General features: G+C 41.1%; 20 protein-coding genes and 1 other RNA gene. 2 read left to right on the top strand and 19 right to left on the bottom strand.

What is annotated here, in order from left to right:
* Positions 1-5: 5 nt before the first annotated feature.
* The 15 genes from IGI54_RS02230 to IGI54_RS02160 form a co-directional block, all read right to left on the bottom strand.
* Positions 6-875 (bottom strand): SPFH domain-containing protein, encoded by an 870-nt coding sequence (locus IGI54_RS02230; protein WP_071863410.1) that lies wholly within the window; start codon positions 873-875, stop codon positions 6-8.
* Between the two features lie 126 nt (positions 876-1,001).
* The gene (locus tag IGI54_RS02225) at positions 1,002-2,447 is read right to left on the bottom strand and encodes a glycoside hydrolase family 1 protein (protein WP_430621056.1); all 1,446 of its coding nucleotides are present in this window, start codon (positions 2,445-2,447) and stop codon (positions 1,002-1,004) included.
* A 28-nt stretch (positions 2,448-2,475) separates the two neighbouring features.
* The gene (locus IGI54_RS02220; RefSeq protein WP_430621055.1) at positions 2,476-4,299 is read right to left on the bottom strand and encodes a beta-glucoside-specific PTS transporter subunit IIABC; all 1,824 of its coding nucleotides are present in this window, start codon (positions 4,297-4,299) and stop codon (positions 2,476-2,478) included.
* Between the two features lie 118 nt (positions 4,300-4,417).
* The gene (gene licT / locus IGI54_RS02215) at positions 4,418-5,266 is read right to left on the bottom strand and encodes a BglG family transcription antiterminator LicT (RefSeq protein ID WP_430621054.1); all 849 of its coding nucleotides are present in this window, start codon (positions 5,264-5,266) and stop codon (positions 4,418-4,420) included.
* Positions 5,267-5,567: 301 nt separating this feature from the next.
* Positions 5,568-5,651: signal recognition particle sRNA small type (ffs, locus tag IGI54_RS02210), an RNA gene on the bottom strand.
* A gap of 26 nt (positions 5,652-5,677) precedes the next feature.
* Positions 5,678-6,181: a tRNA adenosine(34) deaminase TadA gene (tadA, locus tag IGI54_RS02205; RefSeq protein WP_430621053.1), complete on the bottom strand. Its 504-nt coding sequence runs from the start codon at positions 6,179-6,181 to the stop codon at positions 5,678-5,680.
* A gap of 147 nt (positions 6,182-6,328) precedes the next feature.
* A complete protein-coding gene (locus IGI54_RS02200) occupies positions 6,329-6,664 on the bottom strand; it encodes a hypothetical protein (protein ID WP_071861490.1) in 336 nt (111 codons plus the stop codon).
* Between the two features lie 180 nt (positions 6,665-6,844).
* Entirely contained in the window at positions 6,845-7,558 is a 714-nt protein-coding gene (locus IGI54_RS02195) for a zinc metallopeptidase (protein ID WP_313631410.1), read from the bottom strand.
* A gap of 117 nt (positions 7,559-7,675) precedes the next feature.
* Positions 7,676-7,999, bottom strand: coding sequence for a zinc ribbon domain-containing protein YjdM (locus IGI54_RS02190; protein WP_071861492.1), 324 nt, complete (start codon positions 7,997-7,999; stop codon positions 7,676-7,678).
* Between the two features lie 140 nt (positions 8,000-8,139).
* Complete coding sequence (locus IGI54_RS02185; RefSeq protein ID WP_430621052.1) at positions 8,140-9,090, bottom strand: DHH family phosphoesterase; 951 nt, start codon at positions 9,088-9,090, stop codon at positions 8,140-8,142.
* Between the two features lie 14 nt (positions 9,091-9,104).
* Positions 9,105-10,436: a DRTGG domain-containing protein gene (locus tag IGI54_RS02180; protein WP_071861494.1), complete on the bottom strand. Its 1,332-nt coding sequence runs from the start codon at positions 10,434-10,436 to the stop codon at positions 9,105-9,107.
* Between the two features lie 136 nt (positions 10,437-10,572).
* The gene (locus tag IGI54_RS02175; protein ID WP_313631412.1) at positions 10,573-12,000 is read right to left on the bottom strand and encodes an MFS transporter; all 1,428 of its coding nucleotides are present in this window, start codon (positions 11,998-12,000) and stop codon (positions 10,573-10,575) included.
* A gap of 151 nt (positions 12,001-12,151) precedes the next feature.
* Positions 12,152-12,358, bottom strand: coding sequence for an MJ0042-type zinc finger domain-containing protein (locus tag IGI54_RS02170; RefSeq protein ID WP_430621051.1), 207 nt, complete (start codon positions 12,356-12,358; stop codon positions 12,152-12,154).
* A 124-nt stretch (positions 12,359-12,482) separates the two neighbouring features.
* Positions 12,483-14,162: a ribonuclease J gene (locus IGI54_RS02165; protein ID WP_216430880.1), complete on the bottom strand. Its 1,680-nt coding sequence runs from the start codon at positions 14,160-14,162 to the stop codon at positions 12,483-12,485.
* Between the two features lie 442 nt (positions 14,163-14,604).
* Positions 14,605-15,651: an aspartate-semialdehyde dehydrogenase gene (locus IGI54_RS02160; protein WP_430621050.1), complete on the bottom strand. Its 1,047-nt coding sequence runs from the start codon at positions 15,649-15,651 to the stop codon at positions 14,605-14,607.
* Positions 15,652-15,957: 306 nt separating this feature from the next.
* On the opposite strand from IGI54_RS02160, the gene IGI54_RS02155 reads away from it, so the two are divergent.
* The gene (locus IGI54_RS02155) at positions 15,958-16,776 is read left to right on the top strand and encodes a tetratricopeptide repeat protein (RefSeq protein WP_430621049.1); all 819 of its coding nucleotides are present in this window, start codon (positions 15,958-15,960) and stop codon (positions 16,774-16,776) included.
* Between the two features lie 59 nt (positions 16,777-16,835).
* Here the strand turns inward: IGI54_RS02155 and IGI54_RS02150 are convergent, their stop codons facing one another.
* Both IGI54_RS02150 and IGI54_RS02145 read right to left on the bottom strand, forming a co-directional pair.
* Positions 16,836-18,068, bottom strand: coding sequence for an MFS transporter (locus tag IGI54_RS02150; RefSeq protein ID WP_430621048.1), 1,233 nt, complete (start codon positions 18,066-18,068; stop codon positions 16,836-16,838).
* 13 nt (positions 18,069-18,081) lie between these two features.
* Positions 18,082-18,372, bottom strand: coding sequence for a hypothetical protein (locus tag IGI54_RS02145; RefSeq protein WP_071861500.1), 291 nt, complete (start codon positions 18,370-18,372; stop codon positions 18,082-18,084).
* 212 nt (positions 18,373-18,584) lie between these two features.
* Here IGI54_RS02145 and IGI54_RS02140 point away from each other — a divergent pair, with 212 nt between their 5' ends.
* Positions 18,585-19,280: a Crp/Fnr family transcriptional regulator gene (locus IGI54_RS02140; protein ID WP_430621047.1), complete on the top strand. Its 696-nt coding sequence runs from the start codon at positions 18,585-18,587 to the stop codon at positions 19,278-19,280.
* A gap of 82 nt (positions 19,281-19,362) precedes the next feature.
* Here the strand turns inward: IGI54_RS02140 and IGI54_RS02135 are convergent, their stop codons facing one another.
* Together IGI54_RS02135 and pflB are read right to left on the bottom strand one after the other, a co-directional pair.
* Positions 19,363-20,772: a L,D-transpeptidase gene (locus IGI54_RS02135; RefSeq protein WP_430621046.1), complete on the bottom strand. Its 1,410-nt coding sequence runs from the start codon at positions 20,770-20,772 to the stop codon at positions 19,363-19,365.
* A gap of 174 nt (positions 20,773-20,946) precedes the next feature.
* Positions 20,947-23,244: a formate C-acetyltransferase gene (pflB, locus tag IGI54_RS02130; RefSeq protein WP_246570150.1), complete on the bottom strand. Its 2,298-nt coding sequence runs from the start codon at positions 23,242-23,244 to the stop codon at positions 20,947-20,949.
* Positions 23,245-23,580: the final 336 nt, after the last annotated feature.

The following is a 23,580-nucleotide window of genomic DNA, read 5'->3' as shown; positions in this document are numbered from 1 at the left end:
TCCTCCTACTTATCTGACAGATCGCCAGTATTGATAACTGGTTGGGTTCCTTTGTCGGTAATGATAGAAACCAATAAATTATTGATCAGTTGGACTTTGCGATCATCGGTAAAATGAATTTCTTGCCCATTTTCGATTTGTTCCAAGGCCATTTGCGTCATGGTAACTGCCCCTTCAACAATGGTCTGCCGCGCAGATAAGATCGCCTTCGCCTGTTGCCGTTGCAACATCGCGTTTGCAATCTCTGTCGCATAGGCCAAATGATTCAGCCGTGTCTCAATCACTTCCACACCTGCCATTGCCAAGCGTTCTTGCAGTTCTTTGGCTAACTCTTCCGAAACCTCGGTGGTATTCCCCCGCAAGGTCAAATCATCGTCGTTAAAAGTATCATAAGGATATTGTGTTGCGATGTGCCGAATCGCCGTCTCACTTTGGATCTCGACAAAATCCAAATAATAATCCACATCGAACATCGCCTTCGCCGTATCCACCACTCGATAAACGATGACGGCGGAGATTTCAATCGGATTTCCATCCGAATCGTTGACCTTCAACAAAGAGCTGTTGAAATTGCGAACCTTCAATGAAATCGGAATTTTTCGTGTCAGCGGTGTCGTGATAAATAAGCCGTTTGATTTGATGGTTCCTAAATACTTTCCAAAAAACAGCACTGCCATCGCTTTATTTGGTGCTACGATCGTCAATGAGCTTAAAAACAACAGCGCAATCACCCATAAAACAATCCCTAGAACAAAAAACGCGGTGTTCCATGTGTGACTCCCGCTTAAAATCAGCCCCGTCCCTGCTAAAAGAAGTGCGAGCAGCCCCACCAAACCGATATAGCCGTTTATATGAAATGCTTGTTTTTCCTTCATCCTGCCACCTCCGAAATAGAATACATTCAGTTTACTCCTAATCGCAAGCGGCTTCAATCGATTGATATAAATTGAAAAAAACAAAGAAAGACAGGAACGCCCTGCTCTTTCTTTGTTTCGTTTTGCTTACTCTACCGATTGAAGAACTTCTTTACGACTAGCTAAGTTCTCACCATTGGTGGCAATGACTTGTTTGTACCAATCAAAGCTATCCTTTTTACTACGCTTCAAGCTGCCGGCACCTACATCATCTTTATCGACATAGATGAAGCCGTAGCGTTTCGCCATTTCCCCTGTTCCGCCGGAAACTAAATCGATACAGCCCCATGACGTGTAGCCGATTAAATCAACACCGTCCTCCAGCGCCTTATCCATTTCCTGAACGTGTTGACGCAAGTAGTCAATCCGATACTCGTCATGGATCGCCCCGTCTGCTTCCACTTCATCAACCGCGCCTAAGCCATTTTCCACCACCATCAATGGAATCTGATAGCGATCGTATAATTGATTCAAGGTATAACGCAATCCTACTGGATCGATCTGCCAGCCCCATTCGCTAGTTGCTAAATAAGGATTTTTCATACCACCAAATAGATTTCCGCCGGTGCGGTCGCCATTTTCTGCTTCCACGGCGATACACGTCGTCATGTAATACGAGAAGGTATAAAAATCAACCGTGCCCTCTTTGATTTCTTTTAGATCTTCTGGCGAGCGTTCTAACGTAATGCCGTGCTGGTTAAAATAGTTTTCCATGTAAAACGGGTATTCGCCCTTCACGTGAATATCGCCGCAGAACCAATTCAATTTTTGATTCATTTGCTGACAAGCTAAGACATCTGCCGGAGCACAAGTCAATGGATACATCGTGATATACGCCAGCATACAGCCAATCTGAAAGTCCGGATTGACCTGATGCCCCAATTTCACCGTCCGAGCGCTGGCTACAAACATATTATGCAATGCTTGATAACGGCGGTGCTCGTCATCTTTGCCATCAATAATCCCTAAAAGCGACCGGCCGCCAAATGGTAACGTCCCAAAGTTGATCTCATTGAAGGTCAGCCAATATTTGACTTTGTTTTTGTAACGGTTGAAAATCGTCTCCGCAAAATTCACATAAAAATCAATCGTGCGACGATCCGCAAAGCCATTGTACTTTTCACCGAGATGATACGGCAATTCAAAATGGCTAATGGTCACTAATGGCTCGATGCCGTGTTTGGCACACTCATCAAAAACACGATCGTAAAAAGCCAAGCCCGCTTCATTCGGCTCCGCGTCATCACCATTTGGAAAAATCCGTGACCAAGCAATACTTAAACGGAAGACTTTGAAGCCCATTTCCGCGAACAGCGCGATATCTTCTTTGTAATGATGATAGAAGTCGATGCCGCTATGACTTGGATAATATTTATCAAGATCGATTTCTTTAGTAAATTCTCTTTGTTTGTGCAAGCTGCCTCCCATCATATGATCGGGGATACTAGCTCCCTTACCGTCAAGGTCCCAGGCTCCTTCACATTGATTGGCCGCCGTCGCGCCGCCCCATAAAAAATTAGTTGGAAATGTCATATTTTTCGTCCTCTCTCAATAAACCGAATTAGAATACCGCGGTCAGCAGATCGTCTGCCACTGCAACTTGTTGATTGTTTGTTTCGATCACGTCTAAAATATCGTGACTGTTGGTGATTACCACAGATGTTTCCACAGAGTATCCACGGCTAGTAATTAAATCAATATCAAAATCTAATAATAATTGACCCTTCGTTACCTTTTGATCTTTGACAACATGGGCTGTAAAACCTTCACCATCTAGTTGAACGGTATCCATGCCTACATGGATCAAAATTTGTAAGCCATTGTCGGCAGTAATCCCGACCGCATGGAGAGAAGGAAAGACCATTGTTACAACACCGTCGACTGGCGAATACATTTTGCCTTCTTCTGGCAAGATCACGATCCCTTTGCCTAACATTCCTAAAGAAAAGGCTTCGTCTTTGATTGATGATAAAGGCATTACTTTTCCTTTGATCGGTGCCACCACCGTATCCGTCAATGACGTGTGCGCAGCTTCGGTATTTTCAACGATTTCGGCTTCATCTTGATAGGTAAAGTAAGTAAATAAGAACGTTGGAATCATTGAGATCGCTAAAGCGATGGCAAAATTAATCAGCGTGGTAGAAACCGGCATCGCTTCGTTGAAGTAGCCAGGAATTCCAAAGATACCTAGCCCTGCCATTTGATGCACCAACATGCCCTGCATTCCCATGAAGGAGCCAGCAAAACCGGCGAAAATACACGCGGCTACAAAATATTTGATTCTCGGTAGCGTCACCCCGTAAATCGCCGGCTCCGTCACACCAAACCAGCCTGAGATCCAAGCAGGTAACGCCAAGTCTTTTAATTTTTTATTTTTCGTCTTCATCCAGATCGCCATAACCACTGCGGTTTGGGCATAGCCTGCTCCTGTTGCCAATGCAAAAATCGGTGTCGCCTGACCAGAAGCTAGCTGAACGATTCCAACCGCGACAAAGCCCATGTGTAAGCCAAAGACCACGATCACTTGCCACAAACTGCCCATTAAGAAACCGGCTAAGATTGGGCTGAAAGAATAAACCGCCATTACGCCGCCAACTAACAAATTAGAGAGCGTATTCATTGCTGGGCCAATCAAGACAAAGCCCAACGGTGCCGCAATAACAATCGTAAGCATCGGTACCATAAAGGTTTTAACGACATCTGGAATGATCTTCATTAACGGTTTATAGATCAATGACGCAAAAATCGTCGTGAACACCACCGGCATCACCGTGCTGGAATAGCTGACATTGATCGTGTGGCCTAAAATATCCAAATCGGTCCCTTGTAATGAGGGATACATCAAGAGCGCTCCGATTACCGCACCGACAAAAGGATCAATCTTTAATTTTTTCGCCGATGTATAGCCTAGGAAGACTGGGAAGAAATAAAACATCGCGTCCCCAGTTGCGTTCAATAATGTGTACAAGCCACTTTCCATGCTAATGATTCCAGTGAAGGCACACAAGGCTAAGATTCCCTTGATCATTCCGTTACCGATCAAGACCGCCAATACCGGACCCATCATCGCTGAGATAAAATCGACGACCATATTGCCAAAGCTCTGTTTCTGCTTCGGCGCATCTGCTGGATTAAGCGTGCCGATCAAGGCGCAGACATCTTCATAGACTTCCGGCACATGATTACCGATCACGACTTGATATTGTCCGCCACTTTTCATTAACGTCACGACATCATCCATTAGTTTGATGGCTTCGTCATTGGCTTTACTTTCATCGTGGAGCTTAAAACGCAACCGGGTGACACAGTGGGTTAAGTCCCCGACATTTTCTTTTCCTCCGACATTTTCAACAATTTTTTTTGCTAAAGCTTCATATTTTCCCATTTTATTTTTCACCTTCCATTTCATAATATAAGAAGGTTTGGCCAACTTAATGTTACCATCCATTTATTCACACAAGCCGCTATTTTTACTGTCCTCCTTCTTGAAGGCCTGTACTTAATTACCTGACTGCTGTTTTGGTTTTATAAACTAACCGCTGAACATGAACGATCAAATACGATTTTTCCTGTTCGCTTAAGGGATAGGCATACTTACTTTCAATCAGCCCTTCGATTCGCTTAATACAACCGGCGGCTCCCGGATACTTGTGCTGAATCAACTGACTCAAGCCGTCATCTTCCTCATGATACAGCTCTCCTTGTAAGACCCGCTGCGAGAAAAATTTCAGATGGGTAATGAACCGATTATAATAGACATCCTCTTTATCAAATTCCAAATTAAAATGGTATTTCACGATATTCGTGAGGTCTTGCATCAATTTGGTTACTTCAATCGTTTCCTTTAAATTATTTCCCATTCGGGCATTCACAAAATGAATCGCGATAAAGCCGGCTTCATCTTCAGGCAGTTCCACCCCGAAAGTTCGCTTGATCAGCGCTAACGCTTTTAAGCCCACAGAAAATTCCTGCGGATAAAAACGGCGAATGTCCCACAACATGACATTCGTTAAATGGATTCCCTCACCATGGCGCTGCAGAGTGGTATGAAGATGATCCGCCAACGAGATCGCCATACTTCCGCTTAATCGTTTTCCCAACAATTCATTCCCATACGTGACGATTTCCTCAGCCAGCTGCAAAACTTCTAAAGGAATTTCTGACAGGAGTTGCTGTAGCCGAACGTCGAGCTTCCCATTTTTCAACGTATAAACTTGATTTTCTGCGCTCTGAAGGACACTTTCGCCAGGGCGTTTCTTATAAGCAATGCCCCGACCGCAAACAATGATCTGTTCACCGGACTCATCTAGCGCCAAGACTGCATTATTGTTCAGTACTTTTTCAATGACCATGTTTCCCCTCCATTAAAAAAACCTGTTTACAAATAAAGCATAACAAAAATATGCTCCACTTATAAACAGGTTTAGCTTGCTAAAAGCAATTACCATCCTGATAAATCACTTGTATATATATATAATATAACTAATAACAAAAATAATGTAAACCCTTTTATTAACATTAACCAAATTTTTATTAAAAAAAATTGAAGCAATGATGTTAGACCCACCCTTGCTTCATAGCCAGATTTTAATGAATTTTTTTTTGATACTGCAGACACAAAAAAACAGGCCCTCGCCTGTTGGTCCATGCTGTTTAAATCAGACACATGCCGGATCCTACTTAGTGCTGCTTCCTTCCAGACCTGACACAATTCACAGGCCCGGCATTGTCCTGCCTTTCGGCAAAAAATAGTATAACAAACTCTAGTCCGTTTGGCTAGTCTTTTTTTTTCGTGCTCGTAACTGACGGAAAAAGTTGGTCAAAAGCTGACCACATTCTTCTTCTAAAATCCCGCCTTCTACATAGGCGCGATGATTGAAGCGTTCATCGGTCAACAGATTCATTAAAGTACCCGCAGTCCCGCCTTTCGGATCATAGGCTCCAAAATAAACCTCTTCAATCCGTGACAAAATCATGCCGCCGCTGCACATTGGACAAGGTTCTAAAGTAACAAACAGCTGGCAGTCTTCTAGGCGCCAATTTTCTAATGCTTTACAGGCTTCACGAATCGCGAACATTTCCGCGTGACTCGTGGCATCTTGACTATGCTCCCGCAAATTATGACCGCGTCCGATAATTTTGCCTTGATGGACGACCACCGCCCCGATGGGCACTTCAGCAATCGCTTCCGCCTGCTTCGCCTCATTGATTGCCGCCTGCATAAAAATGATTTTTTCTTCTTCCGTCAATCGACTTTCTCGTTCCATTTTTTTCCTCGCCTACCGCTAATTGATTAACCTACTTTAGCATATCCGAAAAAAATAAGCAGTAACAAATTTATGCAAGTTACGCCATAAAAAAAACGATCATCAAGTCATAACTTAATAGCTGCTACTTGATGATCAGTATGACTTTTACATCATTTTATCTACAAAATCCATCAATTTGCCCTTCAAGTCTTCGGTCGTATCTTTGATGGACTCACCGTAGACAGACACACGCTTTTTTCCGCTTTTGATCTTGTCTAAAATACTCATAATGTTATCTAAATCTTCATCTGAAAGTTTATCAACGATTGAAAGCAACGGCTCATTGCCATCAAACTTATCATTAACAAAACGTTTCACTTTATACCGATTCGAAACATGACGAGCTTTTTCAATTAATTTTCCCGAAGCAATCACGGCTGTCGCTGTACTAGCAGCTACAACAACGCCCACTCCGATTTTGACTTTAGTCGATCTTTTCATGGTATCAGCTCCTTTCTCCCATGATACCATACTCTTAAAATTAACAATAATAAGAGCTACCAGGAAATGAAAGCGTAAACGAAAAAACAGAAAATGAATTGATTTGGCTCGTCCACCAGAGGATGGTTGTAAAAAAAAGCACGTCTAAACTCCCTAAGAAGTTTAAACGTGGCTTAATTTCTAATCACGACTGCGATTACCACCAAATAGTAGAATCAAACGCAGTAATTGTAAAAATGTTGCTAAGGCGGCGGCAACATACGTCAAAGCCGCGGCAACTAAAACTTTGCGGGCCGCTGCTAATTCTTCTTCATCTAACAGCGCGCCTTCACGTAAAATACCTAAGGCCCGGCGTGAAGCGTCAAATTCCACCGGTAAGGTCACTAATTGGAATACTAACGCTAATGAAAAAGCCAAAATCCCAATATTGATCAAGGTCGCGTTCCAACTCATGATAACACCTAAAATAATTAACGGAAATGAAACTGTCGAGCCGATATTGGCAATTGGTACAATCGCTGCTCGCAAACGCAACGGAAAATAATTTTTCGCGTCCTGAACTGCATGACCACATTCATGGGCTGCTACACCGATCGCTGCCACCGAGGTTGATTGGGCGGTCGCTTCTGAAAGGCTTAGCATTTTATTTCCGCTATTGTAATTATCCGTCAAATCTCCAGCAATTTGCTGTACACCCACATCATTGATCCCTTGGCTGTGTAAGATGTATTCTGCCGCCGCTGTTCCGGTTACTCCTTTACGGCTGCGGAAATCATCATATTTCCGAAACGTCGAATTCACATAAGCAGACGCTAGACCTGAGATCACTAAGCCTGCAATGACTAATAAAAACGTGGGATCGAAAAAATTATAAAACATTCCATTCCCATACATAAACATTCTCCTCAAATCAAAGATAATTGACTATTCTAATGAATAGTTTCCTGATTATAGTTTACCATGAAAGCCGTGAATTTTTTATGAATACAACTCTAAGAATCTCTAGTAAAATTACAGTTTCTTAACGAATTCCGATTTTAATTTCATCGGACCGAAGCCATCGACTTTACAATCAATATTATGATCACCTTCGACTAAACGAATATTTTTTACTTTAGTTCCTTGCTTGATTGCGCCTGAAGCACCTTTGACTTTCAAATCCTTAATCACACTGACACTATCTCCGTCTTGCAATTGGTTGCCGTTGCTGTCTTTCACAACAAGACCTGCTTCAACGACCTCATTTTCCGACCATTCGTGTCCACATTCGGGACAAACAAATAAACCGCGATCCTCATACGTATATTCTGACTGACACATAGGACAATTTGGCATATTCTTCCTCCAATATTTTTTCTGAATCCTTAGTGTATCGAAAAAAACGCGGCTTGAAAAGCTTTTCTCAAACTATTTTAACGACGGAACTTAACAAAAAAATAGAAGGCGCCAAAATGATCGGCCCCTTCTATTTACAATTACTCGTTTCCGCGATAGTTTTCACATAAAGTTTGGATTTTACGGTAGATCTCTTGGCACATCGCCTGATCTTTCGCATTGGCCCCACTGGCTAACGGATGTCCACCGCCATGATATTGCTTTGCCAGCTCATTAATGACAGGGCCTTTTGAGCGTAAGCGAACTCGGTAGTACCCTTCCGGCTGTTCAACAAAGACCGCCCAAGCGAGTACCACATCGATCGTTCCAGGCAGCGGCACAAGGGCTGCCGTATCTGAATCCTTGATGCCATATTTATTCAAAATGGCTTGATCTAAGATCACATAACCAGCACCATTTTCATCAATCTGCAAATTTTGATACAGATAGCCGGAAAGCTTTGCGACTTCCAATGAAATCTGATCGATTTCACGATTCAATTTGGCTGCATCAAACTGATAATCTAGTAGTTGGGCTGCGACTTGTAAGGTATGTGAGGTCGTCGCTGGATATAAGAAACGGCCTGTATCCCCGATAATCCCACCATATAATAAACGAGCGGCGTTTTTGGTTACGACCAACCCTTCCGTAAATGCCAAATCTGCAATAATTTCGCTACAACTGCTAGCCTCGGTATTGACCCACAAAAGATCGCCATAAGGATCGTCATTTGGATGATGGTCAATCTTAATCAATTTATCCCCCAGCTTATAGCGTTCATCGCTGATTCTAGGTGCGTTAGCGGTATCTGTGACAATCACTAACGAGCCTTCATAAAGTTCATCTGCAACCTGATCCATTTCCGCCAAAAAGGCTAACCCTTCGACCGGTCCGCCGACTTGGTAAATTTCTTTTTCTGGGAAGGTCGCTCGTAAGATTTCCGCTAAGCCACACTGCGAACCAAGCGCATCTGGATCGGGACGCATGTGCCGGTGGATCATGATTCGATTATATTGTTTAATCATTGCTACTATTTCTGCTGTAATTGTCATACCATTTCCTCTTTCTAAGAACGCTCCATCACTTGGCATACCACAATCGCTTTAGCCACGATCACATTATCAATGTAGACTTCCAAGTCAACTTTGGCAGAGCGCCGTCCTAATTCTAATGTTCTTGAATGAATCTCAATTTCGCTTTCTAATTGGATTAAGCGTAAATAATGTAGATTCATTTGTTCAATTAAAGTATTTCGCCGTTGATCCATTAGAATACTCCGCTGCGCAACATTCGCCACCAACTCACTAAGGACCCCAAAAGAAATCGTGCCAACACTGTTGACCATCTGAGGAGTAACCTCGAATTTGAAGTACGGTTTTTCCAGCGGATTATCCTCGCGATCCGTATCAACCGTCACAATGTCACCAACAACTTGATCCGAGATCGTATTTGACATTTGCGGCTGGCGTTGAACTAATTGCATTGCCTTCATCACATCTTGACGGCTGACCATCCCCACTAGTGAAAGATCATCCTTGACTACCGGCATCATTTCAAGTCCATCCCAGATCATTTGGTGACTGACTGATGCCACACTCATACTAGGCTTCACAACATTCGGGTCCCGTGTCATCACCCGATCAATCATTTGACTATCCGCTTTTCCTAAAACATCCTTCGCCGTCACCACTCCTAAGAGTCGCATACTTTTATTCACCACAGGAAAACGGGAATGACCCGTTTTTTCTGATAGGCGATGGTAGTTGGAGATTGTGTCGCCCGCCTGTAAATAAACGGTTTTCTCCAACGGCATATAAATATCACTGACTTGCATAATATCTTTTTTGATCAATTGATCGCTTAAGGCCCGATTGATCATGGTCGCTACAGTGAAAGAATCATAGGTCGTACTTAAAACCGGTAATTCTAAGTCATCGGCAAGTTGCGCAATCTCAGGCGTTGTATCAAATCCCCCAGTAATCAGCACCGCAGCACCATCTTGCAGCGCTAATTTTTGTGCCCCTTCCCGATTCCCGATAATCAATAAAGAGCCGGGCGTAATATAGCGTCGCATGGCATCCTCAGTCATGGCACCGATAACAAATTTATTCAAATCCTTATCTAGTCCGTTAGATCCGCCTAAAACATCGCCTTCGATAATCCGGACAACTTCCCCAAAAGTCAACCGCTCGATGTTTTTCTTCAGCTTCCGTTCGATTCGTATCGTTCCTACTCGTTGAATCGTTGAAACCAAACCGATATTCTCAGCGTCCTTAATCGCCCGATAAGCCGTTCCTTCACTCACACCTAAATTTTTTGCGATACTGCGGACAGAGATGCGCTCGCCCACAGGCAAATTTTCAATATGCTCTAAAATCAGATCGTGTTTTGTCGCCATAGTTACCTCCCGATTTAAAATTTATCTATTATAATAGTACAGCTAAGCAAAACTAGTATAACAGAGTCCTTTAAAAAAAAGAAGTCAACCGTTACCATTCACGTAACAATCAACTTCTTTTGTACTATTCAACTGTTTAATTAATTGCCCTTTTTCTAAACCGGAACAGCGAGATCAGTAAAGCGATGACACAGATCGCTAAAGAGGCTATAAAGGTGACCCGCATACCGAAGATAAAAATATCTGGTCGATTCATGATATAGGTCGTTACCCGCTGACCGTAAGAAGCACTCATCCCGCTATATAGAATCGTCGTTGATAAAGCAATCCCGATAACCATCCCTAAATTACGAGCAAAGGAATTCAAACTGCCGGCGACCCCTAGATTTTCTTTTTCGACGCTGCTCATAACGATCGTGTTGTTAGGCGATTGGAACAATGCATTGCCCATTCCCATAATCGCTGTTGCTAAAACATAGTACCAGATTGGGCTTGTTTGATTCATAAAAACATACATTAATTGAGTGATGGACAGCAGCAGCAATCCTAGTAAAACCAATTTTTGCGGTCCGATTTTATCCGTCAGATAGCCGCTAAGCGGAGAACCAATGACCATCAAAAAAGGAAAGACCATCATTAATAATCCAGCATAACTAGCCGTTAAACCTCGCGCATCTTGCAAATAGAACGGCATGACGACATTCACGAAAAAATTGGCCGAAAAAATCAATAGTGCGGTAATCAAACTCATAGTAAACAACTTATTTCGCAAAATACTGAAGACCAAAAGAGGGTTTTCCTTGCGCTTTTCCACTTGTATAAATAAGACAAAAAAGATCACCGCAACTACGAATAACAGCAGTGGCAATTGATGAATGTAACCCACCTCTTGACCAATAAAGACGGCTCCAAAGAAGCTCATGATCGTTATTGCAAATGTTACAAAGCCGAGCCAATCGATCTTCTTCTTCGACATCGTAATGTCTTTTGGTAAAAATTTTTCACCGATCAAAATCGTCAGAATGCCGACAGGAACATTAATCCAAAATATATAAGACCAAGAAAAGTGGGCTAAGATTAAGCCGCCGATACCAGGTCCGGCAATCGAGCCTAATGAAACAAATGCGCCAATCGCACCTAATGCTCGTCCCCGTTCATTCATCGGGAATACTTCGGTGGTGATACCGGTATTCGTCGCCATCGTCATGCTGGCACCGATCCCTTGAATCACCCGTCCAAAGAGCAACATCGTTAAGGAATGATTGAAGCCGCACAAAAGTGAACCAACAGTGAAAATCACGGTCCCGATTCGATAAACCTTGATTTTGCCGAAGCTGTCACCAACTTTTCCAAAAAGCAGTAAGCAGGCACAGACAACCATCAAATAAATCGAGACGACCCATTCCGCTTTGTTCATCGGTACCGCCAAATCTTTGGAAATCGTCGGTAAAGCAATATTTACAATACTAGAATCTAAGGTAGACATGAAGGTAAACATCGCCACTGAGACTAAAATCCACCAGCGATTTTTTTGGACCACCGGATCTTCTTGATATGTTTTCATTAATGCATTTCCCCTCCACTAAAAAACGATTGCTCGTTTGAATACTCTTTTTCACTGACCCCCACAAAAAGGGAACGTAAAAAAATGAACCATAGCTAGTTTACTGGATACCTTCGAAAAAAAGCAAATCAAAAAAAAAAAAAACGAGAGATTACTCTCCCGCTTTTCTTGTATATTTTCCATCTTCACGATCTTCGAAAGTCACGAAATAGCCATTCGTAATTCTTGTTTCATAAACGTGATGGCAATTAGGACATTCAACCGGCATCGCTTCTTTTGGATGCTCTTGAACGTTCAATACTTCATCAACAAAAAAATGGGTGCCACAGTTTGGACACTTTAATGGTTTTTCTAACATTTGACCAGCCCTCTCTAACAATTCTTCTCCTTTTATCATACTCCTTTTTGCCAAAAAAATTGAGTGGAAAGTATTAAAAAAACTTCTCAAGTCATCGTGGACTTGAGAAGTTTGAGCTTTTTGTCTATTTACGACGACCACGGCGCTGATTTGCTTCCATGATCACCGGTAAGATCACCGGACGACGTTTCGTTTGTTCAAACAAGTAACGACTCAAATGATCGCGAATATCTTGTTTCAATTTGCTCCATTCAAAATCATCGGAATGCAAATGCTTTTCAACAATCTCACTTGTCGCTTCTGCACTCTCCTTGATCAAATCACGGCTAGCCTTGATATAAACAAAACCACGTGAAGTAATTTGCGGAGCTGAGACGATTTTTTTCAGTCTACGATCGATTGTCACCACGATGACAAAAATCCCGTCATCGGATAAGACCTTGCGATCCCGCAAGACAATATTACCAATATCTCCGACACCGATCCCATCAATCATGATATTGTCAGCTGGAACACTGCCAGCGGTGCTCATGTGCTTATTCTTATATTCCAACACATCGCCGCGACCAGTAATAAAAATATCTTTGAACGGTATGCCCAACTCATTGGCCAAGCTTGCGTGAGCCGCTAATTGACGATATTCTCCTTGGACCGGAATAAAATATTTCGGTGCCATAAAGCTCATCATTAACTGTAAATCTCTCGGATTGGCATGACCGGAAACCCGCAAGTTTTCAGAGATGCTCTTGACGATTCCCCCTGCTCGATAGATCATGTCTTCCGTTTTCGCTACCGTTGTTTCCATGGCGATTGTTGGAGTAGTAGTGATGTAAACTAAATCCCCATCTTCGATCTTCACATTGCGATGAGAACCATTTGCCATTTTTTGTAAGGACTTAATCGGTTCACCCATCCGACCAGTTTCTAATATAATCAATTCTTCTGGCTGATATTTCTTCATTTCCTTGATGGTCACTAAAATATCTTCTGGTACTTCTAATTTATTCAAGCGCATCGCTGTTTTGATGATCCGATCCAAGTCTTGCCCGGTCAAGACAACTTTACGACCTGCTTTTTCAGCGGCATTCAAGATTTGTTGAATCCGTTGTAAATTACTGGCGACAGAAGCGACGACGATCCGACCATTCCATTCATTGATGGTGTCATAGACTTCGCCAGCGATTTCCCGCTCAGAAGCAACTTGAATCGCATTCTCTGCATTTGATGATGAACTTAGTAAGGCTAGTACACCTTCTGAACCAATCTCGGCTAAACGACGATAGTTCGTCGCATACATCGGAATTGCCGTTGGATCGAATTTGAAATCACCCGTATAAACAATACTTCCTTCATTCGTCTTCAAGCTGATCCCCACTGAATCTGGAATCGTGTGAGTCGTCCGGAAGAAGCTGATTACCGCCGTGCCAAAATCAATTTCCGTGTGCTCATCAATCACGTGGAAGTCCTTAAACCCTTTACTTTCATCGTTTTGATCCACATTTAATTTCGCCAATTCGATCGTTAACTCCGTACCAAAAACCGGTACAGCCACTTCTGATACCAAATAGGGCAAGGCTCCGATCGCGTCTGCATGTCCATGAGTTAAAAAGACTCCCGCAACTCGGTCCGCATTTTCAATTAAATAGGTAAAATCAGGAATCACAACATCGATCCCTAACAATTCATTTTCTGGATACTTCAGTCCGCAATCGAGGACAAAAATATCATTATCCACTTCAACTGCGTACATGTTTTTACCATTTTCACGTACACCGCTGAAAGGAATTATTTTGATTGTACTCAAAATATCCACCTCTCTAGTTCTCTTTTATTTATTTTATCTTTCGTCTCAGCGTGCTCAGACCCCGAAATCAGTACGGTCTGTGCCAATACTCATAAGCTATTATACATGATTTTTTCTGAAAAACCATTGATTAAGAGAAAGGTGCAGTGGACTTGTTCAGCTTCCGAGCAACAAGACGGAACTTTCGATAAATCGTTCCTCAGATTTAACAAAAGTTTTGCTTGTTGTCGAAAAAGCTAGTCCACGGAACCAGACAGCTAGAAACGTATAGTGGACTCATCCAGCTTTTGTCCGTTCCACTTCGCGTTTTTATTGCAACTAATGGAATGGTATGCGCTACGAAAATCAAATTTATTTTTCCCAGTTAAAACCGTATACTGCCGTAATCAAGCAAAAGAAAAAGCCTATGACTGGAACCAGTCATAAGCTTTTTCAGACTTTATTATTCAAATAGACCCATCGCATGCATCGTCTCAGCAATCTGCAAGGAATTCCAAGCAGCGCCTTTTAATAAATTATCAGAGACCACCCACAAATGAACACCCTTTTCTTCATCTGGATCTTTGCGAATGCGTCCCACGAAGGTTTCTTTTTTTCCGACACTATTTAAAGCCTGCGGGTAAATTTGCTGACTCGGATCGTCTTCCAGAACTGCACCAGGTGCCTTAGCGATCAGTGCTTTGATTTCTTCTACCGTTGCTGCTTTTTCCGTTTTAATGTAAACCGACTCTGAGTGTCCCGTAATTACAGGAATCCGAACGCAAGTCGCCGAGACTTTAATGCCGTCATCCGCCATGATTTTCTTCGTTTCATTGATCATCTTCCACTCTTCGTTAGTGTAGCCCGCGTCAGTAAAGACATCAATCTGTGGCAGCGCGTTAAAAGCAAGTGGGTAATGTTTCTTGTCTCCACCGCTCGGTAAAATATCTGCTGTCCATTCACTTACTGGTTTCTCTGCTAAATAATCCCGAGTCTGTTGTTTCAATTCTTCTACCGCTTGATTACCCGCTCCCGACACCGCTTGATAGGTGGAAACAATGACTCGTTTTAAACCAAAGACTTGGCGGATCGGTTCTAAGGCCACCATCATTTGAATCGTTGAACAATTCGGATTCGCGATAATTCCGTGGTGCTCTCTTAAAGCCTCAGGATTGACCTCAGGGACTACCAATGGCACTTCCGGGTCCATCCGAAAATGACTCGTGTTGTCTACCACGACTGCTCCTCGTTCCACGGCCTCTGGAGCAAACTTCGCCGAAATCCCGCCGCCGGCTGAAAACAATGCTAAATCGATTCCTTCAAAAGAATCCGCTACTAATTCTTCAATCGTTTGAGGCTCTCCCTTAAATGAAAGTTGCTTCCCTGCTGAACGCTTGGAAGCTAAGAATTTTACTACTCCCAATGGCAATGAACTGTCTTCTAGCATTTTAATCATTTGTGTTCCTACAGCACCGGTAGCGCCGACAATCGCAACATTCATTTTTCTCATCGTAATCACTCTTTCGCTTCACATTTTTTTAATATTCTACCATAATCCCTCCGAAACGCAAGAAGCTTTTATTATAACCTGTTTGAATCTTTATAATTAGAAAAAATCCTTTAAATATCTTCCAATGTAATCATTTTTAACTTTCTTTTTAAAATAATTAGACCTATTTAATAAACATTAAACTACTTTATTACCCGAAATATTGTAAAATAAATTAAAAAAACACGTTTTTTTGAATATTTTTATTGTGATTTTCTAATAAAAGATTTAGAATTAATATGTAAGCGTTATTCACGGGAGGCCACTATGGATGTTAACGGGTATATTATTAGACAAAAGCGCGAGAAAGAAAAATTGAATAAAGACGCCTTTGGAACGATTTGCTCCCCAACTGATTTGGAAGTGATCGAAGAGACCAACGAAGGTATTTTGGAGGTTATTTTAGATCTTTGCACAACAATAGAGATTCCTTATCAACAAGCTTTCCCAGAAAGCATTCTTTTAGTAGAAGATTCTTTATTAGATATTATTCGCGGTCTGCATTTACGCCAGCAATACTCAGCTGTCTTAGATTTATTAGACACCTTTGGTAAAAAAATAAACTATCAGAATGCTCGTATCGTGGGGCATCTAATGTATTTCCGTGCCTACGCAAATTTATTTGGCAACCAAGACCCACAAAAAGCCATCCATTATTTCCAACGAGCCTATACCCTTTTTCGTGATGAACGACGCTATGAGCTAATGGTTTTGAAAGGCTTAGCCACTTGTTATCAAGCAAATGAAGAAAATAAGCGCGCGCGGATCTTTTTTGAGCGCGCCAAACAAATGGAGGATGAAATGAAAACTCAAAAACAGTTAGGCCCATCTTATTATCAAGCCGCTTGCTTTTTCGCTGATCGAGGCAATCAAGAGAAAGCCCGTGCTATTTGTGACGAAGGCATTGAAACGTTATTGGAAGTCAACATGACTGATGGCTTAGAAGAGCTTTACTTTGAAAAAGCGATCATTCAAGACGACCAAAGAGAACAAATCGAATTGTTGAAGCAAGCCGATTATTACGCGAAGCTAAATGAAAATCTTAGTTTGAAACAAATGATCAACGAAAAATTGAATAGAATTTAAAAAAACACTGAGACAGGTCCAATTTCACTACCTGTCTCAGTGTTTTTAATTACTAATCGTTATTCAACGACACTTGTACTCTTTTCAGTATTCTTAACCCCGCGGATTTTTGCCGGTTTATCTGGATGATAAAAAATCATGTACAGTACCGCTACGATTATCGGGATGACTGCACAAAAGATATACAAATGCTGATATGAACCAAGCATTCCTTTTATGGCACCTAAGAAATACGGACCTACCCCAAGTCCCAGATCCAAACCGATAAAGTACGTGGATAAAGCAACTCCGATTCGCGCCTTCTCGACTAGTTTTAAAGTGACCGCTTGTCCATTAGCCATGAATGTTCCATAGCCTAGACCGATAAACGCACCTGCCACCAGCAGGATCGGCGCATTCGTCGCGATAGCCAAAAGAATCAGACCAATCGTTAAACAGATAAAACTTGGATACATGACCGCATTTTCTCCATGTTTATCAAAGATTTTCCCCGACATCGGTCTTGTCAAGGTTACTACCAACGCATAGACCACAAAGAAGAAAGCCCCTGTAGTCACTAAGTGTAATTGATCGGCGTAAATCGACAAAAAGCCCAATACACTTGAATAAGCGATCCCAATCAGAAATGCAATCCCAGCAATGAATACTACCTTTAACTCAATAAAACTTTCTAAACTAAAGGTATTAACTTTTGCTCGATGTTCTTCTGATAAAACAATGTTGCTGACATCAAATTTAAAACAGGCCAGCATAGTAATAAAGGCAAGTACCACTGCAAGGATAATGATGGCTTTGAATCCGACTAATGGCAACAGCAGCAACCCGATAAAAGGACCGATAGCGGCGGCCAAACTGGTACTTAATCCGTAGTAATTGATCCCTTCCCCGTACTTAGCTTCAGGAATATAAGCAGTAACAATCGCATTGGCCGCTGTAGAAACCGCCCCGTAGCCAAACCCATTCAAGAAACGAACACCGTCTAAAATCAAAATATTACTGCTGATTAAATAAGCTGCTGTTGTAATCAGGTAAAACAGCGCGCCATAGCGTAAGACTGCTCGACGCCCGAATAATTCCAATTTCTTTCCAATGTATAGACGTGCCAACAATGTACCAATGATATAAATCCCGACTGCAAAACCAGCTTGAGCCGTTGATGCGCCTAAGCTTTGCGTTGCATATTTTGCCGTAATCACAACAAAACAATAGTAAACTAAAAAAACAACAAAATTGATCAATGTAATCGTAATAAATCCTTGATTGAATAACTTTTCTTTTCCTTTAATTTTCATTACCTACTTTCATCTAATACGCGAAGCTTTCACTTAATTTTTTAAGCTCGGAAATTTTTTCTGCGACTTTATTGTAATTCGACGGATACCGATCAACTGCTTGGCTGACAAACAAATCCCGGGTATGATCAAACTCTTCCAAAAAACTGTCATATCGATCATTTTGATCTCGTAGTTCCTCACTTCTTAACATCAAGGCATTTTGATACGCGTCATTTAAAAAAATCAAAACTGCTTCTTTATCAAACCGAACCTTATATGCTGATTCCAACCGTTCGATCATTGCGTATGTCCATTTGTTCATAGATAACCACTCCTCATATTTCCAAACGTTCTAGCGACTAGACTATTTGGTTTGTTTGACTTACCTGACCGATTATACGGATAAAAAGAAAAGAAAAAATCAGATTTCATGTTAGGAAAAGTCTTTGCAAAATCCTAGCAAAAAAAGACATTAACATTTGTTAATATCTTTTCTATGCATATTTTTTTATAAAACTAATCGGTGCATATGATATGATATTCTCAGCAAACAACGGAAGGACTACAGACAAATTGAATAATCTAGCCTTAACAGACTACTTAGCACAAAAAAATTTCCCTATCGTCACGAAAGAATACAAAAAATATTTACTCTATGAAGGAATCCAAGATCACCACGTCTACATTTTGAAAAGTGGTGTCATCAAAACCAGCGTCATCTCAAAAGACGGCAGAGAATTCAATTTAGAGTACATCAACGATCTCGAAGTAGTCTCATTACTAAAGGACGAATATTCTCAATTTATCGATGCTCCCTTCAATATTCGCGTAGAATCAGCCAAAGCAGAGCTTTATCAAATTGACCGTATCGAATTTTGGAAAGACATCAATCAGAATTTTGATCTGCAAATTTATGTTAAAAACTATTATCGTGAACGGTTGATGAAATCCATGAAGCGTACTCAGCAAATGCTGATGAATGGGAAATTTGGAGCCGTTTGTACCCAAATCTATGATCTATATGACAAATTTGGAATTGAAGTACATGAAGGTGTTTTGATTGATTTTGTTGTGACCAACGAAGATATCGCCCATTTTTGCGGGATCAATGCGGCGAGTAGTGTCAGCCGTATCATGAATCAGTTAAAAAGTTGTGGTGCGATCAAGATGCACAACCGAAAAATATTAGTTAAAAATATCGAACTGATTAAAGATAATATTATATTTTAAAGATACTTCTGCCAAAAAAGTTCAACCAAAGAAACCCCCCACTGTTCTCTAGTTTTAGGAGCGTTTTTCTGGTTGAACTTTTTTAAATCTCCGTTCCGTATTCCACCGGCTTATCAAATTCTCCCGGTGCTTCATCATAAATATGTCCATAAATAAAAACCGGCATCCCAATAAAACTATATTTATAGATTTTCGCCACTTCTACCTTAGGTGTGTTGACGCAGCCATAACTACCTAAATCCGTTTTAAACGCACCCGGCTGCCCAAAATATTGCAGCTTGTGGTCTGTGTCGTGGAGACCAATTTCCGTAATGGTCTGACCATGGCTTAGTAGCGGCATCCAATAATCAACCGGCACATTGTATGTCCCATCGCCAGTCGTTAAAACGCCGCTTAAATCGACATTCCGCCGTTTGTCCATGATCGTATGAAACCCTGGGACCGTAGCGGTACCTTTTGCATAACGCCCGGTAATTACGTCCGTCTCAACCACCATCTCGCCTTTGTTAAAGCAATACATTTTTTGATTATCTAAGTCCACTTCTACATAATTCTGAGTGACGTGTAAAGGCTGCTTTTTCGTTTCCCCTTGAATGACCAGCGAAATCTCACTAGTCTTTGGTTGTTTCAATTCTTTCCGCATTTTTTTCGCTGATTGCTTGATGTCAATAAACCAACCGTAGTTGCCAACATTTTTATAACGCAGCGTTTGCCCATGAACATTCGTAAAGGTTACCTTTTTATAAATTGTTGAATACTCTTTTTCCAAATTCGCCACCCATTGAGTGATCTGCGCGTCATCAAAATTTCCTTGATCATCAGTCAGCCCCACTAATATCGGTGCCGTCACAGGAATCTTTTTTTTATTCACTGTTACGTTAATTTTTCGATCAGTCAACGCTTGAAGTTTCTGAAGGACTTTCTCTTTTTTTAAATCTTTGGTCGTTACTTCTGCTTTGCGATAAAAGTCACTCAAATTATATTCTGGCTGTAATTCACCGTTCTTCAGATCTTTCCATAATTTCTTTTTGATGTGTGACGAATCGATGGCGGTCCCCTCTTTTTCCGACTGAATCGCAAACTGTTTATTTTGATAAATGACTTTCGCGTTTCCCGGCATTTTTCCGACCGGGAAAGTTGTCTGATTGACGGCGTCAATCACTCGTTCGTGCGCGTCTTTTTTTATCGGCAGACTAAGCTGACCTTTACGAATATTCTTTTTTAGATAGTCATTAGTTATTGCATAAGGTTCAGTGATCTGAATGCTTCTCCTTTGTTTTTTCTCAACCATTTTTATTTCTACTTGTTTAGTTTCTGCTTTTACTTTTGCTGCCGCCTTACTAACTGAAAGTCCGCCTACTTCAACATTTGCCACGGTTGAACCAAAGAAGAAATGCGAGCCAAAATACAGATAGATCGATAAAAAAAACATCATTGCCCCCGCAACGATTCCAACAATCACCAACACCCTTTTATTTTCATACTCCTTCAACCATTTTCACCCGCTTTATCAACATTAATTATTCATATTATAAAACGAACAAGCATTTATTTAAAAATCTCAATAATTAATAATATTTAACATTTTTGGTGAAAAAAAGCGATTTTGAATCTGCTATGAGATTCAAAATCGCTTTTTAAAAATTGCTTCATCCTAAAAGGATTATTACATCTTTGTGTGGTCCGTCCGTGAAATCACATCACGACGTTGCTCCGCTGTTAAGTCACGGAATTTCACCGCATAACCGGATACTCGGATTGTGAAGTTAGCATATTTTGGATTATCGATATCCTTATCCATTTCCTCTAACAATTCACGACCAAAGACATTGACGTTTAAGTGGTAACCACCTCTGTCAAAATAGCCATCTAAAACTTGACGTAAATTATCCACTTGCATCGCTTCATCATCTGTCCGACCTAGAGCACCAGGATTGATGGTTTGAGTATCAGAGATACCATCTTGTGCACAAGAATAATTTAATTTCGCTGTTGAGTTCAATGAAGCCAACAAGCCATTTTTCTCGCCTAAGAATTTGCCGTCTTGATAACTTGGGTTCGCACCTGGTGCCAACGGCTTCCCAGCACGACGTCCATCTGGAGTATTCCCAGTATTTTTACCATAAACCACGTTTGAAGTAATGGTCAACAATGACAAGGTTGGTGTTGATTCACGGTAAGTATGTTGACGTTTGATTTGCGTCATGAAGTACTCAAGAATCCAGTTCGCCATTTCATCCGCTTCGTCGTTGTCATTTCCGTAAGTTGGAAATTCATTTTGCGGCACATAGTCAATCGCTAGGCCATTTTCATCACGGATTACTTTTACATTGCCGTGTTTGATTGCCATCAATGAATCCGTCGCGTGAGAGATTCCAGCGATCCCAGTTGCGAAAGTCCGTTTCAAGTCTGTATCCATTAAAGCTAATTGTGGTGCTTCATAAGCGTATTTGTCATGCATGTAATGAATCACATTTAAGGTATTCACGTATAATTCAGCTAACCAATCCAAAACATCCTTGTAGCTGTCCATAAATTGATTGAAGTCAATGCTGTCGCCTTCTAACGGACGGAAACGCGGACCTACTTGCATCTTAGTCATTTCATCAACGCCACCATTGATCGCATAGAGCACCGCTTTAGCTAAGTTGGCACGAGCGCCGAAGAATTGCATGTCTTTCCCAATCACTGTTGCAGACACACAGCAAGCGATTGCTGCATCATCTGAGCCCCAGTGTTGACGTAATAAATCATCATTTTCTAATTGGATCGAAGAGCTTTCCTTTGCAACTTTAGCCGCATAAGTACGGAACCCTTCTGGTAAATGAGACGAATATAAAACCGTCAAGTTTGGTTCTGGTGAAGGTCCCATGTTTGTCAAAGTGTGTAAGATTCGGAAATCATTCTTCGTTACTAATGAAGACCCGTCCATATTCATCCCTGCTAATGACAATGTCGCCCAAATTGGGTAGCCAGAGAATAATTGGTTGTACTCAGGTGTCCGAGCAAATTTCACCATCCGTAATTTCATGATCAAATGGTCGATCATTTCTTGTGCTTCAAATTCGGTGATTACACCATTGTTTAAATCCCGTTGGATATAAATATCTAAGAAAGCAGAGATCCGGCCGATTGACATTGCCGCGCCATTTTGCGATTTGATCGCTGCAAGGTAACCAAAGTATAACCATTGAATCGCTTCTTGCGCGTTAGCTGCTGGTTTTGAAATATCATAACCGTAGCTGGCAGCCATTTCTTTCATGTCTAACAATGCGCGATATTGTTCAGAAACTTCTTCACGTAATTGGATCACGTCGTTTGTCATAACTTTACTACCGACATTTTTCCAATCTTTTTTCTTTTCTTTCATTAAGAAATCAATTCCGTATAATGCAACACGACGGTAGTCACCAATGATCCGACCGCGGCCGTAAGCATCTGGCAAACCAGTAATGATTTTGTTTTTACGCGCTAAACGCATTTCATCTGTATAGGCATCAAACACTCCTTGGTTGTGTGTTTTGCGCCATTTATTGAAAATGAATGACATTTCGTCGTCCACGTCATAGCCATTTGATTCTAATGCTTTGTTGGCCATATTGATACCGCCAAAAGGCATGAATGCTTGTTTCAATGGTACATCTGTTTGTAAACCAACAATTTTTTCTTCTTCTTTAATCAAGTAGCCTGGTGCATGAGAAGTAATCGTTGCAGGAACATCACTATCCATATCGTACACGCCATTTTTTTTATGTTGTACTTCAAATAGTTCTTGTAGTTTTTCCCATAATTTTTCCGTGCTTGGCGCAGCGGCTTCTAAAAAGCTGTCATCACCTTTGTATTCTGTATAGTTTCGTTTGATAAAATCTAACGTATTAACCTCATGCTGCCAACGTCCTTCGTTAAAGCCTTCCCAAGGTGAATTTGTTTGTTTAACAGTTTTATCGATTGTAGTAGTTTCCATAAGAGCGCTCCTTTGTTAAATAGTTTCAAGCTAATTTAAAATGATTATAACAAAGGAAACAGTTTTAAGAAAGGGCTTTTTTACCCTCTATATGCTGAAAAACCTTTTAAAATAATGACGGTTATTCTAATTTTAGCTCTATTCTGTTATATTCTTCACTATAACAGAATATGTAATTGAGAAAGACAGGTGATCTTTGAGAGTTCCTTTTGCTCATTAAAATACATTTTCTTAACGAAAGTAAAACTGAAAAACAGATGACTGATACAGAATGGTTTGTGAATCCTCTAAGCCATAAACTCTCATAAAAAGAAAAAAAGATTTAAGAAAATTTAA

Origin of the sequence: Enterococcus sp. DIV0800 (genome assembly GCF_050559735.1) — a bacterium.
Taxonomy (GTDB): Bacteria; Bacillota; Bacilli; order Lactobacillales; family Enterococcaceae; genus Enterococcus_A; species Enterococcus_A devriesei.
This window is presented reverse-complemented; position numbering and strand designations above follow the sequence as displayed.

Excerpts from the sequence above, each read along its gene's own strand:
- licT (WP_430621054.1), bottom strand. The coding sequence starts at position 5,266 with ATGGTCATTGAAAAAGTACTGAACAATAATGCAGTCTTGGCGCTAGAT.
- IGI54_RS02140 (WP_430621047.1), top strand. The coding sequence starts at position 18,585 with ATGATATTCTCAGCAAACAACGGAAGGACTACAGACAAATTGAATAAT.
- IGI54_RS02225 (WP_430621056.1), bottom strand. The coding sequence starts at position 2,447 with ATGACATTTCCAACTAATTTTTTATGGGGCGGCGCGACGGCGGCCAAT.
- IGI54_RS02185 (WP_430621052.1), bottom strand. The coding sequence starts at position 9,090 with ATGACAATTACAGCAGAAATAGTAGCAATGATTAAACAATATAATCGA.
- IGI54_RS02180 (WP_071861494.1), bottom strand. The coding sequence starts at position 10,436 with ATGGCGACAAAACACGATCTGATTTTAGAGCATATTGAAAATTTGCCT.
- IGI54_RS02150 (WP_430621048.1), bottom strand. The coding sequence starts at position 18,068 with ATGAAAATTAAAGGAAAAGAAAAGTTATTCAATCAAGGATTTATTACG.
- IGI54_RS02195 (WP_313631410.1), bottom strand. The coding sequence starts at position 7,558 with ATGTATGGGAATGGAATGTTTTATAATTTTTTCGATCCCACGTTTTTA.
- IGI54_RS02220 (WP_430621055.1), bottom strand. The coding sequence starts at position 4,299 with ATGGGAAAATATGAAGCTTTAGCAAAAAAAATTGTTGAAAATGTCGGA.
- IGI54_RS02190 (WP_071861492.1), bottom strand. The coding sequence starts at position 7,999 with ATGCCAAATTGTCCTATGTGTCAGTCAGAATATACGTATGAGGATCGC.
- IGI54_RS02155 (WP_430621049.1), top strand. The coding sequence starts at position 15,958 with ATGGATGTTAACGGGTATATTATTAGACAAAAGCGCGAGAAAGAAAAA.
- IGI54_RS02145 (WP_071861500.1), bottom strand. The coding sequence starts at position 18,372 with ATGAACAAATGGACATACGCAATGATCGAACGGTTGGAATCAGCATAT.
- pflB (WP_246570150.1), bottom strand. The coding sequence starts at position 23,244 with ATGGAAACTACTACAATCGATAAAACTGTTAAACAAACAAATTCACCT.
- IGI54_RS02200 (WP_071861490.1), bottom strand. The coding sequence starts at position 6,664 with ATGAAAAGATCGACTAAAGTCAAAATCGGAGTGGGCGTTGTTGTAGCT.
- IGI54_RS02160 (WP_430621050.1), bottom strand. The coding sequence starts at position 15,651 with ATGAGAAAAATGAATGTTGCGATTGTCGGCGCTACCGGTGCTGTAGGA.
- IGI54_RS02230 (WP_071863410.1), bottom strand. The coding sequence starts at position 875 with ATGAAGGAAAAACAAGCATTTCATATAAACGGCTATATCGGTTTGGTG.
- IGI54_RS02175 (WP_313631412.1), bottom strand. The coding sequence starts at position 12,000 with ATGAAAACATATCAAGAAGATCCGGTGGTCCAAAAAAATCGCTGGTGG.
- IGI54_RS02170 (WP_430621051.1), bottom strand. The coding sequence starts at position 12,358 with ATGTTAGAAAAACCATTAAAGTGTCCAAACTGTGGCACCCATTTTTTT.
- tadA (WP_430621053.1), bottom strand. The coding sequence starts at position 6,181 with ATGGAACGAGAAAGTCGATTGACGGAAGAAGAAAAAATCATTTTTATG.